General features: G+C 74.3%; 14 protein-coding genes. 5 read left to right on the top strand and 9 right to left on the bottom strand.

Annotated elements, in window-relative coordinates; all coding sequences use genetic code 11:
• From AB0H28_RS05530 to AB0H28_RS05510, 5 genes are all read right to left on the bottom strand, one after another.
• Positions 1-2010, bottom strand: coding sequence for a hydantoinase/oxoprolinase family protein (locus AB0H28_RS05530; RefSeq protein ID WP_358034646.1), 2010 nt, complete (start codon positions 2008-2010; stop codon positions 1-3).
• A 74-nt stretch (positions 2011-2084) separates the two neighbouring features.
• Positions 2085-2915 (bottom strand): ABC transporter permease, encoded by an 831-nt coding sequence (locus AB0H28_RS05525; protein ID WP_358034643.1) that lies wholly within the window; start codon positions 2913-2915, stop codon positions 2085-2087.
• Positions 2912-3745 carry an ABC transporter ATP-binding protein gene (locus tag AB0H28_RS05520; protein WP_358034640.1) on the bottom strand — a complete coding sequence of 278 codons (834 nt, stop codon included), beginning with the start codon at positions 3743-3745 and terminating at the stop codon, positions 2912-2914. Before AB0H28_RS05520 ends, AB0H28_RS05525 begins: the two co-directional genes overlap by 4 nt.
• Positions 3742-4701, bottom strand: a complete 960-nt coding sequence (locus AB0H28_RS05515) for an ABC transporter substrate-binding protein (protein ID WP_358034637.1) — start codon at positions 4699-4701, stop codon at positions 3742-3744. Before AB0H28_RS05515 ends, AB0H28_RS05520 begins: the two co-directional genes overlap by 4 nt.
• A gap of 565 nt (positions 4702-5266) precedes the next feature.
• Positions 5267-6106: an SAM-dependent methyltransferase gene (locus AB0H28_RS05510; protein ID WP_358034634.1), complete on the bottom strand. Its 840-nt coding sequence runs from the start codon at positions 6104-6106 to the stop codon at positions 5267-5269.
• A gap of 284 nt (positions 6107-6390) precedes the next feature.
• Between AB0H28_RS05510 and AB0H28_RS05505 the strand changes: the two genes are divergently transcribed.
• The 3 genes from AB0H28_RS05505 (at position 6391) to AB0H28_RS05495 (ending at position 9571) form a co-directional block, all read left to right on the top strand.
• Positions 6391-7935 carry a helix-turn-helix transcriptional regulator gene (locus tag AB0H28_RS05505; RefSeq protein ID WP_358034632.1) on the top strand — a complete coding sequence of 515 codons (1545 nt, stop codon included), beginning with the start codon at positions 6391-6393 and terminating at the stop codon, positions 7933-7935.
• Between the two features lie 220 nt (positions 7936-8155).
• Positions 8156-8959 (top strand): hypothetical protein, encoded by an 804-nt coding sequence (locus tag AB0H28_RS05500; RefSeq protein WP_358034629.1) that lies wholly within the window; start codon positions 8156-8158, stop codon positions 8957-8959.
• 135 nt (positions 8960-9094) lie between these two features.
• A complete protein-coding gene (locus AB0H28_RS05495) occupies positions 9095-9571 on the top strand; it encodes a GNAT family N-acetyltransferase (RefSeq protein ID WP_358034626.1) in 477 nt (158 codons plus the stop codon).
• 65 nt (positions 9572-9636) lie between these two features.
• On the opposite strand, the gene AB0H28_RS05490 is transcribed toward AB0H28_RS05495, so the two are convergent.
• Positions 9637-10368 carry a hypothetical protein gene (locus AB0H28_RS05490; protein ID WP_358034623.1) on the bottom strand — a complete coding sequence of 244 codons (732 nt, stop codon included), beginning with the start codon at positions 10366-10368 and terminating at the stop codon, positions 9637-9639.
• Positions 10369-10542: 174 nt separating this feature from the next.
• Between AB0H28_RS05490 and AB0H28_RS05485 the strand changes: the two genes are divergently transcribed.
• A complete protein-coding gene (locus AB0H28_RS05485) occupies positions 10543-11070 on the top strand; it encodes a YetF domain-containing protein (protein ID WP_358034621.1) in 528 nt (175 codons plus the stop codon).
• A 113-nt stretch (positions 11071-11183) separates the two neighbouring features.
• Here the strand turns inward: AB0H28_RS05485 and AB0H28_RS05480 are convergent, their stop codons facing one another.
• Positions 11184-12197, bottom strand: a complete 1014-nt coding sequence (locus AB0H28_RS05480) for an SDR family oxidoreductase (protein WP_358034618.1) — start codon at positions 12195-12197, stop codon at positions 11184-11186.
• A gap of 150 nt (positions 12198-12347) precedes the next feature.
• Between AB0H28_RS05480 and AB0H28_RS05475 the strand changes: the two genes are divergently transcribed.
• Positions 12348-14120, top strand: coding sequence for a glycoside hydrolase family 15 protein (locus AB0H28_RS05475; RefSeq protein ID WP_358034615.1), 1773 nt, complete (start codon positions 12348-12350; stop codon positions 14118-14120).
• A gap of 5 nt (positions 14121-14125) precedes the next feature.
• Here the strand turns inward: AB0H28_RS05475 and AB0H28_RS05470 are convergent, their stop codons facing one another.
• Together AB0H28_RS05470 and AB0H28_RS05465 are read right to left on the bottom strand one after the other, a co-directional pair.
• Positions 14126-14566, bottom strand: a complete 441-nt coding sequence (locus tag AB0H28_RS05470; RefSeq protein ID WP_358034611.1) for a PPC domain-containing DNA-binding protein — start codon at positions 14564-14566, stop codon at positions 14126-14128.
• Positions 14563-14928: a hypothetical protein gene (locus AB0H28_RS05465; protein WP_358034608.1), complete on the bottom strand. Its 366-nt coding sequence runs from the start codon at positions 14926-14928 to the stop codon at positions 14563-14565. The genes AB0H28_RS05470 and AB0H28_RS05465 overlap by 4 nt, the downstream gene beginning before the upstream one ends.
• Between the last annotated feature and the right edge of the window lies 1 nt (position 14929).

Genomic DNA, 14929 nt, shown 5'->3' with positions numbered 1-14929 from the left:
TCACTCCTTGACGAGCAGCAGGTTTCCGTGGTTGTCGACGGTCGCGGTCCAACCGCCGCCGACCACCGTCGTGCTGCCGTTCTCCCGGACCACCGCCGGGCCGGGCACCGTGACGCCGGGGGCCAGCTCGGCACGCCGCCGGACGGTGGCGTCCACCCAGCCGTCCGCGCCGTAGATCCGGGTCCGTCCCGGTCGCGACGACGCGCCCGCCGGGGGCGTGAACCGCACCGCGGGCCGCGGCCCGAACGCGGTCAGCCGGCAGTTGACGATCTCGGCGGGGTGGCCGGACCGGGCGTACGCGTACCGCTCGGCGTAGGCGGCGTGGAACGCCTCGACCAGTTCCCCGGCGGTCGCCGGCACGTCAGCCACCGGCACGGCCAGGTCGAACGACTGGCCCCGGAAGCGCATGCCGACCGACAGGCCGAACGTGACCTCGTGGGCCTCGACGCCGTCCTCCGCCTTGAGCTGGGCCCGCGCGGCGTCACGCAGTTCGGCCACGACGGCGCGGGCGGCGGCCAGCCCGGTCTCGTCGGCCGGCGCCAGCACGGTGCGCACGTAGTCGTGCCGGGCCTGGGCGGTGACGAAGCCGAGCGCGGAGAAGTTGCCCGGCACCGGCGGCACCAGCACCCGGCGGATGCCCAGCTCGTCGGCGAGCGCGGTGGCGTGCATCGGGCCGGCGCCGCCGAACGGCATCAGCACGAAGTCCCGGGGGTCGTGGCCGCAGGCGACCGAGATCTCCTTGATCGCGCTGGTCATCTTGACGGTGGCGATGGTGAGGATGCCGTGCGCCAGCTCCAGGTCGTCGAGGCCGAACTCGGCGGCGAGCCGGCTCATCGCCGCCCTCGCGGCGGCGACGTCGAGACCGACCTCGCCGCCCAGGCTCTCCTTCGGGTCGAGATGCCCGACGACCAGGTGCGCGTCGGTGGTCGTCGGCTCGGTGCCGCCCCGGCCGTACGCGGCGGGGCCGGGCGTCGAGCCGGCGCTGCGCGGCCCGATCCGTAGCTCGCCGCCGAGGTCCCGCCAGGCGATCGAGCCGCCCCCGGCCCCGATCGTGTTGATCTCGACCTGGAAGGTGCGGTTCGGATATCCGGCGATCTTCCCGTCGTTGGTCATCAACGGGGCGCCGTTCTTGATCAGGCAGACGTCGGTGCTGGTGCCGCCGATGTCGCAGGTGATCACGTTCGGGTAGCCCGCCAGCCCGGCGACGTGGACGCTGGCGGCGACCCCGCCGGCCGGTCCGGACAGGGCCAGGTTGATCGGCAGCCGGCCGGCCTCGTCGGTGGAGACCACCCCGCCGCTACTGGTCATGATCGACAGTGGCTGGGCGTAGCCGCCCGCCGCGAGCGCGGTGCCGAGCCCGCGCAGGTAGTCGGCGACCGTCGACCGGACGCTCGCGTTGAGCACGGTGGTCGCGAACCGCTCGTACTCGCCCTGCTCCGGCACCACGTCGGAGGAGATCGTGCAGACCAGCCCGGGGTGACGCTCGGCGAGCCGGGCGGCTGCCGCCCGCTCGTGCGCCGGGTTGCGATAGGAGTGCAGCAGGCAGACGGCGACCGCGGTCGGGCCGGCGGCGGCCACCCGGTCCAGCACGGCGTCGAGGTCGGCGGGGTCCACCGGGCGTACGACGCTGCCGTCGGCGCCGATCCGCTCCCGCAGCACGTGCCGCAGCCGGCGCGGGGTCAACGGCGGGCGACCCGACTCCTTGACGCTGTAGAGCTGCGGCCGGTGCCCCAGCCCCATCTCCAGCACGTCCCGGAAGCCCGCCGTGGCCACCACGCTCACCGGCTCGCCGGAGCCCTCGAGCAGCGCGTTGGTGACCCGGGTGGTGCCGTGGACGAACCGGTCGACCTCGTCGAGGCGTACGCCGAGCTTGGCCAGGCCCTCGAAGATGGCCGCGGCCGGGTCGTCCGGCGTGGACAGGGTCTTGGCCTCGGCGAGCCGGGCGGTGGCCGGCTCGTACACGATGACGTCGGTGAAGGTGCCCCCGATGTCGACGCCGATGCACAGCATGACGAGCCTTTCGGTAGTGGTGGGGCGCGCGGACCCGGGCGGCCGTCGCCCGGCCGCCGTCGTCGGTGCTCAGGTCAGAACGTGACGCCGTAGCGGCGCAGGGTGCGGCTGGTGACCGCCCGCAGGATCCAGTCGAAGAGGTAGCCGAGCAGGCCCAGGGCGATGATGCCGACGAAGACCCACTCGGTCTTGGCGTAGTTGCGGGCGGTCCAGATGAGCGAGCCGAGGCCGCTCTGCGCCGCCACGATCTCGGCCGAGACGATGGTCAGGAACGAGTTGCCCATGGCCAGGCGGGCGCCGGTGACGACGTGCGGCACGGTCGACGGCAGCACCACCGAGACCAGGGTGCGGGCTGGGTTCGCACCGAGCGCCCGGGCGGCCCGCAGGCGGAGTTCGTCGACCGACAGGACCCCGGCGAGCGTGTTCAGCGCGACGATGAAGACGGTGGTGTAGAAGATCAGCGCGACCTTCGACGCCTCGCCCGGGCCGAGCCAGATGATCGCCAGCGTGACGAACGCGATCGGCGGCACGAAGCGGAAGAACTGGATGTACGGGTCCACCATCAGCCGCAGCCACGGCACGCAACCCATCAGCAGGCCGATCGGCACCCCGATCACGACGCCGAGCGCCCAGCCGGTCAGGATCCGGGTGGACGAGGCGCTCACCGAACTCCACAGCGTGCCGTCCTGGACCAGGTCGACCGCGCCCCGCCAGGTCAGCAACGGCGACGGCAGGAAGAAGGCGGTGTAGTTGCGGCTGACCAGGTCCCAGACGACCACGCCCAGCACCACCGACAGCAGCGACAGCCCGGCCCGGGTCAACCGGGGCCGGTGCCGACGCCGCCGGGCGGCGCCGGGTGCGTCGTGCCGGGTCGGCTCCGCAACGGTGCGCACGTCCACGGTCATCGTCGCTCCTCCCGGTCGCCGCCGGCGGACCGGCCGTCGTGCCCGTCGTCGAGGCCCTGGGCCTGCAGGGTCCGGGCCACCTCGGCGCCGATGTCCTCGCGCAGCCGGCGGAAGAGCGCGGCGCTCGCCGGGTCGGTCAGGTCCCGGGGTCGGGGCAGGTCGCACGGGTAGACGTTCTTGATCGCCGCGGACGGACCGGCGGTCATCGTGACGATCCGGTCGCCGAGCAGGATCGCCTCGCCGATGTCGTGGGTGACGAACACGATGGTGGCCCCGGTCTCCCGCCAGATCCGGTCGAGTTCGACCTGCATCACCAGCCGGGTCTGCGCGTCCAGCGCGCCGAACGGCTCGTCCATCAGCACCACCGACGGCTCGTTGGCCAGCACCCGGGCCAGTTGCGCGCGCTGGCGCATGCCGCCGGAGAGTTGACCGGGAAACCGGTCGGCGCTGTGGCTGAGCCCCACCATGGCCAGGTAGCGGTCGACCGCGCTGGCCCGCTGCGCCTTGCCGACGCCGCGCATCCGCGGGCCGAAGTCGACGTTCTGCCGCACGGTCAGCCACGGGAAGAGCGCCTCGGCGCTCTGGAACACCACGCCCCGCGACACGTCCGGGGCGGTGACCCGCGCGTCCGCGCAGGTCACCTCCCCGCCGGCCGGCCGGACGAAGCCGGCGATCGCGTTGAGCAACGTCGACTTGCCGCAGCCGCTGGGGCCCAGCAGGCAGACGAACTCCCCACCCGCGATGTCGAGGTTCGCCTCGCGGACCGCCTCGAAGTCGCCGAACCGGATGTCGACGTCGCGCACCGACACCGGGGAGCCGGAGCGGTTCACGCCACCCCCCGGACCATGACGTCGCCCGCGTCGACCTTCTCGTTCACGATCTTGTTGTCCAGCTGGAACTGGGCGATCTCGTTGTAGCGCTGGATGTCGTCGTCGGTGAAGTCCCGGACCTGGCACTGCACGCCCTCGAGCAGGTCCTGCGCCTCGGCCGCCGGCACCTTGATCGCCTTCTCGGTGGCCGCGCCGGCCTTGGCCGGGTCGGCGGTGATCTGCTCGCACGCCTTGCCGACGGTCTCCACGACCTTCTCGGCCGTCTCCTTGTTCGCCTCGTACCAGGAGCCGTCGACGCCGATCACCAGGTTGTAGACGTACCCGATGTCGCCGCTGGTGAGCAGCACCTTGCCGCCGTTGGCGACGCCCCGCGAGGGCCACGGCTCCCACATGATGTAGCCGTCGATGTCGCCGCGCTGCAGCAGCGCCGGCATCTCGGCCGGCGAGGCCTTGACGAACTCGACCGCGTCGCGGCTGATGCCCTTGTTGGCGAGCACCTTGTTGGTGGCGTACTCGTTCACGGTGCCCGGCACGACGCCGTACTTCTTGATGCCGGCGACGTCGGCGATGCCGGCGCGGGCGACGAGCTTGATGAAGTCGGGCGACTGCGAGAAGACGGCGAGCCCCTTGACGTCACCCTGGGCGGCCCGGTTGAGCAGGCTCGACTCGGTGCTGGCGGTGACCTGGCCCTGCTTCGCCAGGATCGCGTCGAGCCCGCCGGTCCCCTCCTGGTATTGGGTGACGGTCACGTCGAGGCCGGCTTCCCGGAAGAGGTTCTCCTGATTCGCCAGGTAGATCGGCGAGTACGCCGGGTCGACCCCGACGCCGAAGTTGACGGCGGCCGAGGGTGCGCCGCTGTCGCCGCCGGACTCTCCGGAGGACTGGTTCTCGGAACACGCCGACACGGCGACGGTCATCAGCAGGGCTGCGGCTGCGGCCCGCACTCGCACTCTCATGGCTACCCCAGACTTCAGCGGCTCATATTGTGGTCTTAGTTGCTTAATATGGGACGCTACTGTGAGCCGCTTTACCACGTCAAGGGTCTCGCCCGAGGACCTGTAGACACAGAGAGTAGGCAGACTCGGCTGGGATTCCCCATCGCGTCGCCCGCGCTTCGGGGCGGGAGCCACCAAGAAGCGCCTGAACAGCCGGCTTGTCACCGCGAATCCGAAATCTCGGTCGGCAGTGAGCCAGCACGAGGCGGTCACTGAAAGTGTCGAAGGGCCGGCGGCGGCCCGGGTTTCGTCACCCGCCTGTTACGTGCGGCGCGGCACCGGGGCACGGGCGGCCCGGATGGCGGCAGGCCCGCTCCGGCCGGCGCGGGAGCCCATCGCCCCGGCCGGGAGCGGTTGCCCGCCGTCGCGGGGCCGGGCCCGGCGTGGCCGCCGTGGGGCGGCACGTCCACCGGCGGCGCGGACGCGAGCGGCCGGCCCGCCGCACCAATTCCGGCGGGCCCGCTCGTGGCGACTGACGGCCGCCGAATCGTCCGGCGAGGACGACGCGCGGCGGGCTCGCGACGGCCTACGGCTTGCGGGCGAGCAGCCCGACGAAGGTGTGGTAAGTGTCAGTCTGCTCCGGCGCCGGCGTGCCCGGATCCGGACGCCACTCGGCCAGCGGCACCAGCCCCGGCTCCAGCAGCGTCAACCCCTCGGCGAAGGAGAGGATCTCCTCGTCGGTACGCCACCGGCCGGTGCCCAGCGACTCGTTGAAGACCCGCTCGACCTCGCGGGCCTTGCGGGAACCCTCCGGGTCTCGCTCGCCCGGGTCACGGAAGTGCGAGATCGCCACGTAGCTGCCCGACGGCAGCGCGTCGATCAACTCCGCCGACACCGCTTTCGGCGCCTCGTCGTCGCCGAGGTGGTGCAGGATCGCGAAGAGCAGCAACCCGATCGGCCGGTCGAAATCGAGGAACCGGCGGACGTCCGGATCGTCGAGAATCTCCTGCGGTCGCCGGATGTCGGCCCGGATCACCGTCGCGGTGCCCTCCGCGGCGAGCAGGGCCCGCCCGTGCGTCAGGACGATCGGGTCGTTGTCCACGTAGACCACCCGGGCGCGTGGGTTGTGCGCGATGGCGACCTCGTGCACGTTGCCCTGGGTGGGCAGCCCCGAGCCGAGGTCGAGGAACTGGTCGATGCCGGCCTCGGCGACGAGGAACCGGATCACCCGGCGCAGGAAGGCCCGGTTCGCCTGGCCGGCCGCCGGCCCGTCCGGAGTGATCCGCAGGGCGTGCTCCGCGACCTTCCGGTCGACCTCGAAGTTGTCCTTGCCGCCCAGGAAGTAGTCGTAGACCCGAGCCACGCTGGGAACCGTGCGGTCGATGCCGGGGGGTGCGGCCTTGTCGCGGGTCACTGGCGTCTCCATCCGATCCTGATCAGCGCACCGGGTCCTGCGGCGGTTTCGCGGATGTCCGGCAGTGTAGCGACCGGACGGTGTGGACCGTCGCCCTGTTGGTATCGCTCCCAGCGGATCGGCACCGCGACCAGCGAGCACGTCGCGCGGCGCGGACCGGCGTGTCGGGTCGACGTGGACCGCGGTCCCAGCGCTCAGCGAACGCGCCGGCACCCGCAACGGGCGGGCTGGCGAGGCGGAGCGCCGGCCCGGATAATCCAGCTGTGCACGAGGATCGTCGGTCCTTCGGTGAGGTCTTGACGCAGTTGCGACGCGCGGGTGAGCTCACCCAGGAGGCACTCGCCCGCCGGGCCGGCCTGGCGCCGCGTACGATCGGCGCCCTGGAGCGTGCGGAACGCGCCGCGCCGCAACGGGAGACCGTGCGGCGGATATCAGCCGCGCTGGGCCTCACCGCCAACGACGAACACCTCCTCCTGACCGCGGCCCGCCGAGGTGCGCCGGCCCGGGAGACACCCACCCGCCGCGCTCCGGCGACCGCCGACGTGCCTGGCGCCGGGCGCCGCACGGCGCCCGGCGAGAGAGGCACAGGAATCGCCGCTCACCGGTCCACCGGCCTACCCGCGCACGCGGCTGAGGCGCTCGGGCTCGCGCTCTACCGCACCGGACGCTTCGACGACGCGCTGGTCGAGCTGGAAGCAGCCCGCCGGGGATACCGTCGGCTCGCCGACCCCGACGGATGCTGCCGGGTGCACGGCGCGATGGGTCTGATCTTCATTGAGCGTGGGCGGTGCGACGCCGCGTTGACCGAGGTGCTGGCGGCGCCGCTGACCGAGACGGTTGGCGCGCAGACCCGGGCCCGGCTCGCGCTGGCGGCCGCGCGGGCCTACGAGTTGCAGGGCGCGTACGACGACGCGGCCCGGCACGCCGGTGCGGCGCTCGAACTGGCCGGGGCGGCGCAGGACCAACTGCTGATCGTCGACGCCAACATCCGGGTGGCGTCGATCCGGACAGCCACCGGTGACCTGCTGGCGGCCCGGGGCAGTTTCGGCGAGGCGGCCGCCGTCGCCGCCGGACAGCGCGACAGCCTACGCGCCGTGCAGGCCGCGACCGGACTGGCCATCGTGCTGTTGCGCACCGGGCCGCTCGACGAAGCGCGGCGTCATGCGGAAGAGGCGTTGACCGGTGCGGAGCGCATCGGCGACGTGCTGCGGGCCGGCGCGGCCGCGGTGCACGCCGCCGCCATCGCCCGGGAGAGTGGGAACGTGTCCGCCGCGGTCCGGTACGCGCGGATGGCCTCGCGGCCCGGCTACGGCGAGGAGTCGGTCCGGGTCCACCACGCGGAGGTGCTGCTGGCCCTGCTCGCCCTCGATCACGGATCGTTCCCACGTGCTCGGGGTCTCCTGGCGCCCCTGGTGGATCCCGTCTCCCGCGCGGCCGACGAGACGACCCGGACGGAGGCCACAGCCCTACTGATCGGAATCGACGCGCGCGATGGCGCCCTCGACGCCGCGCTGCACCGACTCCGCGGCTTGACCGAGCGCACCGACCCGACCAGCCTCGTCGTGCCAGACGTGGCTTTCGCACTGGTCAGTGCGTTGCTGGCCGGACGGATGGCACACGATGCCCTCGCGCTGGCCAACCGGTTCCTCGCGGCGTCGAACACCACCGGCAGCACGCTGCACCGGATCGAGGCGCTGCGCGCCCGCACCGCGGCGTATCTCGCCCTGGGGGTGGATGCCGCAGCCCGATCCGACCACCGGGCGGCGCGGCAGCTGGCCGCGGCGGGCGGCTATGCGTTGCGGCTCGACCTGCTGGACCGGGCATCCGGGCGAACCGCCTGACGTGAGCGTCGGCCCTGCCCGGTCCGGCTCAGCACGTGGCACCGGCGGTCGAGCCGGCCGTTCCGGCCGTTCTCGTCGAGACGACCGGTTGTGCCTGTGCCGGGCAGCGGTGCCGGAGATAGAAAATCATCGATCCGGCCGGTGACCGCGCGCACGTCTCAGCCCGGCGCGCGGCCACCCGCCCCGGGTCGATCCTTTCCACAGTCCGTCAGGAGGACCCGTGTCGTCCCACTACTCGTCCCCGAACGCCGCCGACCGCCCCCGTACGGCCGGCCGATCCGGCCTCGTCCGCACGCTGAAGGTCGCCCTGGCCATCGGCCTGCTGCTTCCGGCGACCGTTGTCGTGTCGTCCCCGGCCTCGGCCGCCGCGGGCGACCCCTACCGGATCGACTTCCGCGGCTCGTCGGCCTGCGGGCTGCTGCCGTGCAAGCCGGGCGCCGAGACCGACAAGGCGTTCGACCGCGCCCGCGCAGCCGCGCAGGACCTGATGAAGGCGCACGAGGTCCAGCACCACGCGGACTGCGAGAGCTTGTCGACCACCAAGGGGACGCGGCCGTCCCCCGGCTCGTCCTCGCCGTGGTACGACTTCACCATCAAGGCGCGCTGCAAGTCGGTCTCGCTCGGCTACTACGTCGTCCGCTCGGCCAACCTCGGCGTCGTCTCCACGCCCTCCGTCGAACTCGGGCGGATCTCCTCCAACGGCGGACAGGCCCAGCTGACCCTCACCGTCACCAAGGCGGTGCAGCGGTCCGCCACCCTGACGACAGGTCTCAGCGTCCAGGCGATCAGCGCCCAGCTCGGCTTCACCAACTCGTCCACCACGACCGTCTCGGCCAGCTGCACCGTCTCGGTCAACTCCATCTGCACCGCGGTGCTGATCGGAACCCCCTACTCGCAGGTGATCGAGTACCGGTTGTACGAGCGCTTCCTCGGCGGCGGCACCGGGAACGACCGCTACGTCGGCACCGGGCAGTTGTCGGTGCCGCAGGCCAACGGCATGCACTGCCAGCTGTCGTATCTCTGACGGTGACCAGGCAGGAGCGGGTCATCCGACCCGCTCCTGCCGCTCGGCGCCGCCGGAGTTGGACGGTCGGCGCCGGCCCGCCTCCCACCGACAATCGGCTTGGGAAAGGCCCCCGGCAACTGCCATGATCGCGCGATGCCTGACATCGCCATCCGGCCCTACACCGAGGACGACTGGCCGGCGATCGCGCGGATCCACGACGCCGCCCGGCTCGACGAGCTGCGCGGCTCCGCCGGCGTCGAGGCGTTCCGCACGCTCGCGCAGACCGCCGACGCCGAGGGACTCTTCGACGGGCACGTGTGGGTCGCCGAGACCGCCGGACGGGTGGCCGGCTTCGTCGCGCTCGCCGACGACGAGGTCACCTGGCTGTACGTCGACCCGCGGCGCTACCGGCAGGGCATCGGCCGGGCCCTGCTGCGGCACGCGCTGAGCGCCGCCGGCGCGCGGGTGGAGGTGACCGTGCTCGACGGCAACCCGGCCGCCCTCGCGCTCTACGCGAGCGAGGGCTTCACCCTGACGCAGACCCGGACGGGCCGGCTCGCCGGCAACGAGGCGTTCCCGGCGACCGGGCACATCATGCACCGGACGGCGACCGGGCCCGGGCCGGCCTGAGACCCCGGCATCGTCCCGGGCGCCACCGTGTCTCCGGCAACCGGACCGACCGGGGCGGGCCGCGCTCAGGTGCGGTCGACGACCAGCTCGGAGACGCCCGCGACGGCGTCGATGTCGTACCGGTCGGTCGCGGCGGCCCAGCCGTCGGGCGTCCACACCGTGCCGCCGGCCACGCCCGTCCGGTCGACGCCGTCCACGCTCACCCGGCCGGCCCCGCCCGCGGCGCGCACCCGCACCGGCGCGTCGCCGCCGAGGTGCACCAGCAGCCGACTCGCCCCGCCGGTCATCGACAGTCGCACGGTGCCCGCCGCGGGCGGCAGCGTGACCTCGGCGCGGCTCACCCCGGCGGTCAGCTCGACCTCCTCGATCCGGCCCCCGCGCAGGTCGAGCACCTCCTCCTGAGCGCCACCGGCGAGCCGGACCCGCCACCGCACGTCGTCGTGCAGCGCCACCTCGACCAACGCCGGACCCGCGCCGTCGGTGGCCGCCAGGCCGGCGGTCACCGTGCCGTCGGACGCCGACACCGCCGGGCGGACCTTCGCGCCCGCCGGCGTCGACACCCGGTACAGGTCGTCACCGAGGTCGGCGGTCCGCACCCGGACCACGTCCGCGCCGTCGACCAGCACGAACACGGCGGTACGCCGGTCGCCCCGGTCCGCCGCCGCGGTGTGGGGTCCGCCCGCGCCGCCGGTGTCCGGGCGGCCGGCGTCCCGCGACTCGCCCGACCGGCAGCCGCTCAGCAGGGTCACCCCCAGGAGCAGACCGACGATCATCCCGCCCGTCGCGCGTCCGCGCATCCGCCGCATCACGGCACTGTTCCTACCCCGTCCCGGCCGGATCGACGCCCCGGTCGACTCGGCCGACGCCGGGATCGGTGGACCCGCGCCGATCAGCTGCGCGGCCGGCTCCGGGGGCCACGAGGCGGGATGCTCCGCGGTGTAGGGGCCCGGCCCGGCGGGTAGCTCACTGCGATGGTGTGGAAGAACCCGGCGGACCTGCTGCGTCTGCTCGTCGTCGCGTTGCTCGTCTACCCCCTGCTGGTGGTCATCCTCCGGGTGTCCGGCAAACGGACGCTGTCCAAGCTCAACGCGTTCGACTTCGTGGTCACGGTGGCGCTGGGCTCGACGCTGGCGACGATCCTGCTGTCCCGGGACGTCTCCCTGGTCGAGGGGGTCCTCGCGCTGGCCCTGCTGGTCGGTCTCCAGTACGGGGTCGCGCTGCTCGCGGTCCGCTGGCCGCCGTCGCAGCGGCTGCTCAAGGCCCGGCCGACCCTGCTGCTGCGGGACGGGCGGCTGCGGCACGAGACCATGCGCAGCGTGCGGGTGGCGGAGAGCGAGATCCGGCAGGCCGCGCGCAGCCAGGGCACCGGCGACCTCGGTGACCTGGCGGCGGTGGTGCTGGAGACCGACGGGAGCCTCAGCATCATCACCCGCGCCGGCCTCGGCGACGGCAGCAGCCTCGCCGACGTGCCCGACGCGCAGCCACGCCCCGGCGGGTGACCGCTCGTTGCGCCGGCGGGCGCCGCGGGACCCGGAATCGCCGGCCCGGACGCCGGCCGCCCACGTGCCGGCGGCAGAGCCGGTCGGCCCCCGGGCCGACCGGCGACGGCGGGTCAGGTCCGGCGCCAGGCGAGCACACCGGCCGCCGTGCCGAGCACGCCGGCGGCCACCCCCACCCGGTGCCGGGAGAGCCACGCCTGCGGGCTGCGCCCGTGCGCCCGGGAGGAGAAGTCGCCCCGTGCGCCGTAGTCGTGGCCGCCGGGCCCGTCGAGGGGATGCCAGAGGTTGTTCGGCCGGTCGTGATCGGCCGGGCGGCCGGTCTGCTGGGACTGGTAGCCGGTGCGGGCCAGGTAGCGGTCCAACAGGCCGGGCGCCACGCGGTTGCCGAGGATGGTCAGCGCGGTGGAGGCGCCGACCCAGTACTCGCGCCGGCCGGGGCGGTCCGCGGCGCCGACGATCGCGCGGGCGGCCACCTCCGGCTCGTAGATCGGCGGCACCGGCTCGGCGTGCCGGGGCAGCCGGGACAGCAGCCAGTCGAACTGCGGGGTGTTCACCGCCGGCAGGTGCACCATGGTCACCTTGACGTTGCTCTGCTCGTGCATCAGCTCGCAGCGCAGTGACTCGGTGAACCCGACGATGGCGTGCTTCGCCCCGCAGTAGGCCGCCTGCAGGGGGATGCCCCGGTAGGCCAGCGCGGAGCCGACCTGCACGATGGTGCCCCGGTCGCGGGGGGTCATGTGGGACAGCGCGACGCGGGTGCCGTGCACGTAGCCGAGGTAGGTGACCTCCATGGCCCGGCGGAACTCCTCCGGCCGGGTCTGCTGGAACGGCGCGAAGACGGAGCTGAACGCGTCGTTGATCCACAGGTCGATCGGACCCAGTTCCGCCTCGATCCGCCGGCCCGCCTCGGCCACCTGGTCGTGGTCGGCCGTGTCGACAGCGATCGGCAGGGCCCGGCTGCCCGCGGCGCGCACCTCCTCGGCGGCGGCGTCGAGCCCGACCTGCCCGCGGGCCAGCAGCGCGATGGCGATGCCGCGCCGGGCCAGCAGCCGTACCGTGGCGCGGCCGACGCCCGCGCTGGCTCCGGTCACCACCGCCACCTGGATGTCCTGCCGTCGCCTGCCCATCTCGTCTCCCGTCGTCGAGTCCTGCTGCCCGCACTACCCGTCGGCGCCCGGCCCAGTCATCCCGGCGGGGTTGATTCGGGTTGCCCCGCGTGTGTCAGGGCGGGTCGGGCGGGTACCGCACGCCACGGACACCGACGAGAGGGGCGAACCATGGCCGCAGCGGGCGACGACCAGCCGGCCGGCGGCACCACGCCGGCGGTGCTGCGTGACTATGCGCTGCTCGGCGACGGGCACCGGGGCGCGCTCGTCGGCCCCGGCGGCGACGTCGCCTGGCTGTGCGCGCCCGGCTGGTCCGATCCGGCGGTGTTCAGCGCGCTGCTCGGCGGGGCGGGCCGGTTCCTGGTCGCGCCGGCGGCGGACCGGTTCGTCTGGGGCGGGCACTACGAGCCGGGCTCGCTGATCTGGCGCAGCCGGTGGGTCACCGGGGACGGGATCGTCGAGTCCCGGGAGGCGCTGGTCTTTCCCGGCGAGGCGGGCCGGCTGGTGTTGCTGCGCCAGGTTCGCGCGTTGCAGCGGCCGGCGCGGGTGCGGGTGGTGCTGGATCCGCGGGCCGGCTTCGGCCGGGAGCCGGTGCGGGACGTGACCCGCGACGGCGAGCGGTGGCGGGCCCGCACCGGTGGGCTGCACCTGCGGTTGCAGGGCGGTGGCGGGTTGCACCCGGACCGGCAGGGCTTCCTGGCCGGTGAGCTGACGGTCCCGGCGGGCGGCCGGCACGACCTGGTGCTGGAGCTGGCCGCCGGCCCGCTCGACCAGCCGGGCGAGTCGCCCGGGGAGCTGTGGCGCGCCACCGAGCAGAACTGGGCGTCGGCGGTCCCGTCGCTGGACGGGCCGGCGGCCCGGGACGCCACGCTGGCCTACGCGGTGCTGCGCGGCATGACCCGCCCGGGCGGCGGCATGGTCGCCGCCACCACCACCGCCCTGCCGGAACGGGCGATGGCGGGCCGCAACTACGACTACCGGTACGCCTGGATCCGCGACCAGTCCTTCGCCGGTCAGGCCGCCGCGCTGGTGGGCCGGTACGACCTGCTCGACGACGCCGTCGCGTTCCTGACCGATCGGGTGCTGGCCGACGGCGACGACCTCGCGCCGGCGTACACGGTCGGCGGCGGGCCGGTGCCGCCGGAGCAGGAGCTGGACGGTCTGCCCGGCTATCCGGGGGCCGGGGCCCGCACCGGCAACTGGGTGCGCGGCCAGTTCCAGCTCGACGCGTTCGGCGAGGTGCTGATGGTGCTGGCCGCCGCGCAGCGCCGCGACCGGCTCGACAGCGACGGCCAGCGGGCGATGCGGGTGGCCGCCGAGGCGATCGAGCGGCGCTGGGCGCAGCCGGACGCCGGCATCTGGGAGCTGCCGCCGCGGCAGTGGACGCACTCGAAGTTGACCTGTGTGGCGGGGCTGCGGGCGGCGGCGCGGACCGCCACCGCGCGTCCGGCCGCGCACTGGTCGGCCCTGGCCGACCGGATCCTGGCCGACGCCGCCGCGCACGGGCTGGCCGCGGACGGGCGCTGGCGGCGCGCCTACGACGACGACCGGGTCGACGCCGCGTTGCTGCTGCCCGGCATCCGCGGGGCGCTCCCGGCACGTGATCCGCGCACCGACCGGACCCACCGGGCGGTCATCGCCGACCTGGCCCAGGACGGCTACCTCTACCGGTTCCGTCCGGACCGGCGACCGCTCGGCGACGCCGAGGGCGCGTTCCTGCTGTGCGGGTTCGCCGCCGCGCTGTCCGCCTGGCAGGCGGGCGACGCGGTGGGCGCCAACCGGTGGTTCGAACGCAACCGGGCCGCCTGCGGCCCGCCGGGCCTCTACACCGAGGAGTACGACGTGCGGCAGCGCCAACTGCGCGGCAACCTGCCCCAGGGTTTCGTGCACGCGCTGATGTTGGAGACCGCGGTGACGCTCGGCCAGGTGGAGCCCTGCCGCTGACCGCCCTACCGGCCCGCTCCGGCGATGAGCGCCAGCCCGGTCTCCGGGTCGACCCGCTTGGCCAGCTCGGGGGCGACCTCGGTGACGATCACCTCCAGCGTCGGCCACACCCGGGCCGAGAGCAGGTGCCCGCCGACGGTGCTGCCGTCGGACCGGCCGAGCACCGCGTGCACGTGCAGGGCCGGCTCGCCGTCGCGGGCGGCGACGTCCCCGACCAGCGACAGCACCTCCACCTGCTCGCGGACCGGGATGGGCCGGTAGTCGCCCCGATCCCGGTCGAACCAGCCGACCTCGGCCTCCTGGAAGCCGCCCACGGCGGTGACCCGGCCGGCACGCAGGTCGTGCCGGCGCAGCGCGTCGCCGATGGCGGTGACCGGCTCGTCGCCCTTGTCGCAGACGACGACCAGCACCCGGCCGGTCGGCTGGTGCAGTTCCTCGGTCCTCACGGCTTCTCCTCTCGTGCGGTGGTCACGCCCAGCGCCGCCCAGGCGGCGGCGACTGCCGCGTCGGCCAGCGCGGCGTGTCGCTGCCGCCGGTCGACCGCGGCGAGGGCCAGGGCGGTGAGCGCGTGGGCGCCGTCGACCGCCGCGCCGGCGGCGAGCACGCCCGGCGCCGGCCACCGGAGGGTGACCGCGGTCTGGGCGAGGTGCCGAACGCCGAGCACCCGCAGCGTCGCCGTCGCGGCGGCGGTGGTCGGGCCGACCGGCCGCAGCAGCGCGCCGGGGGCGAGCAGCAGCAGGGCGCCCCAGGCGAGTCGGCCCGTCACCGCCGCGCGGCGCAGCGCCCGTCCCGGTCGTCGACGCCCCACC

This window comes from Micromonospora sp. NPDC050980 (assembly GCF_040653835.1).
Taxonomy (GTDB): Bacteria; Actinomycetota; Actinomycetes; order Mycobacteriales; family Micromonosporaceae; genus Micromonospora.
Note: the sequence above shows the minus strand (reverse complement) of the source record. Positions and strands in the feature narration are given on the sequence as shown.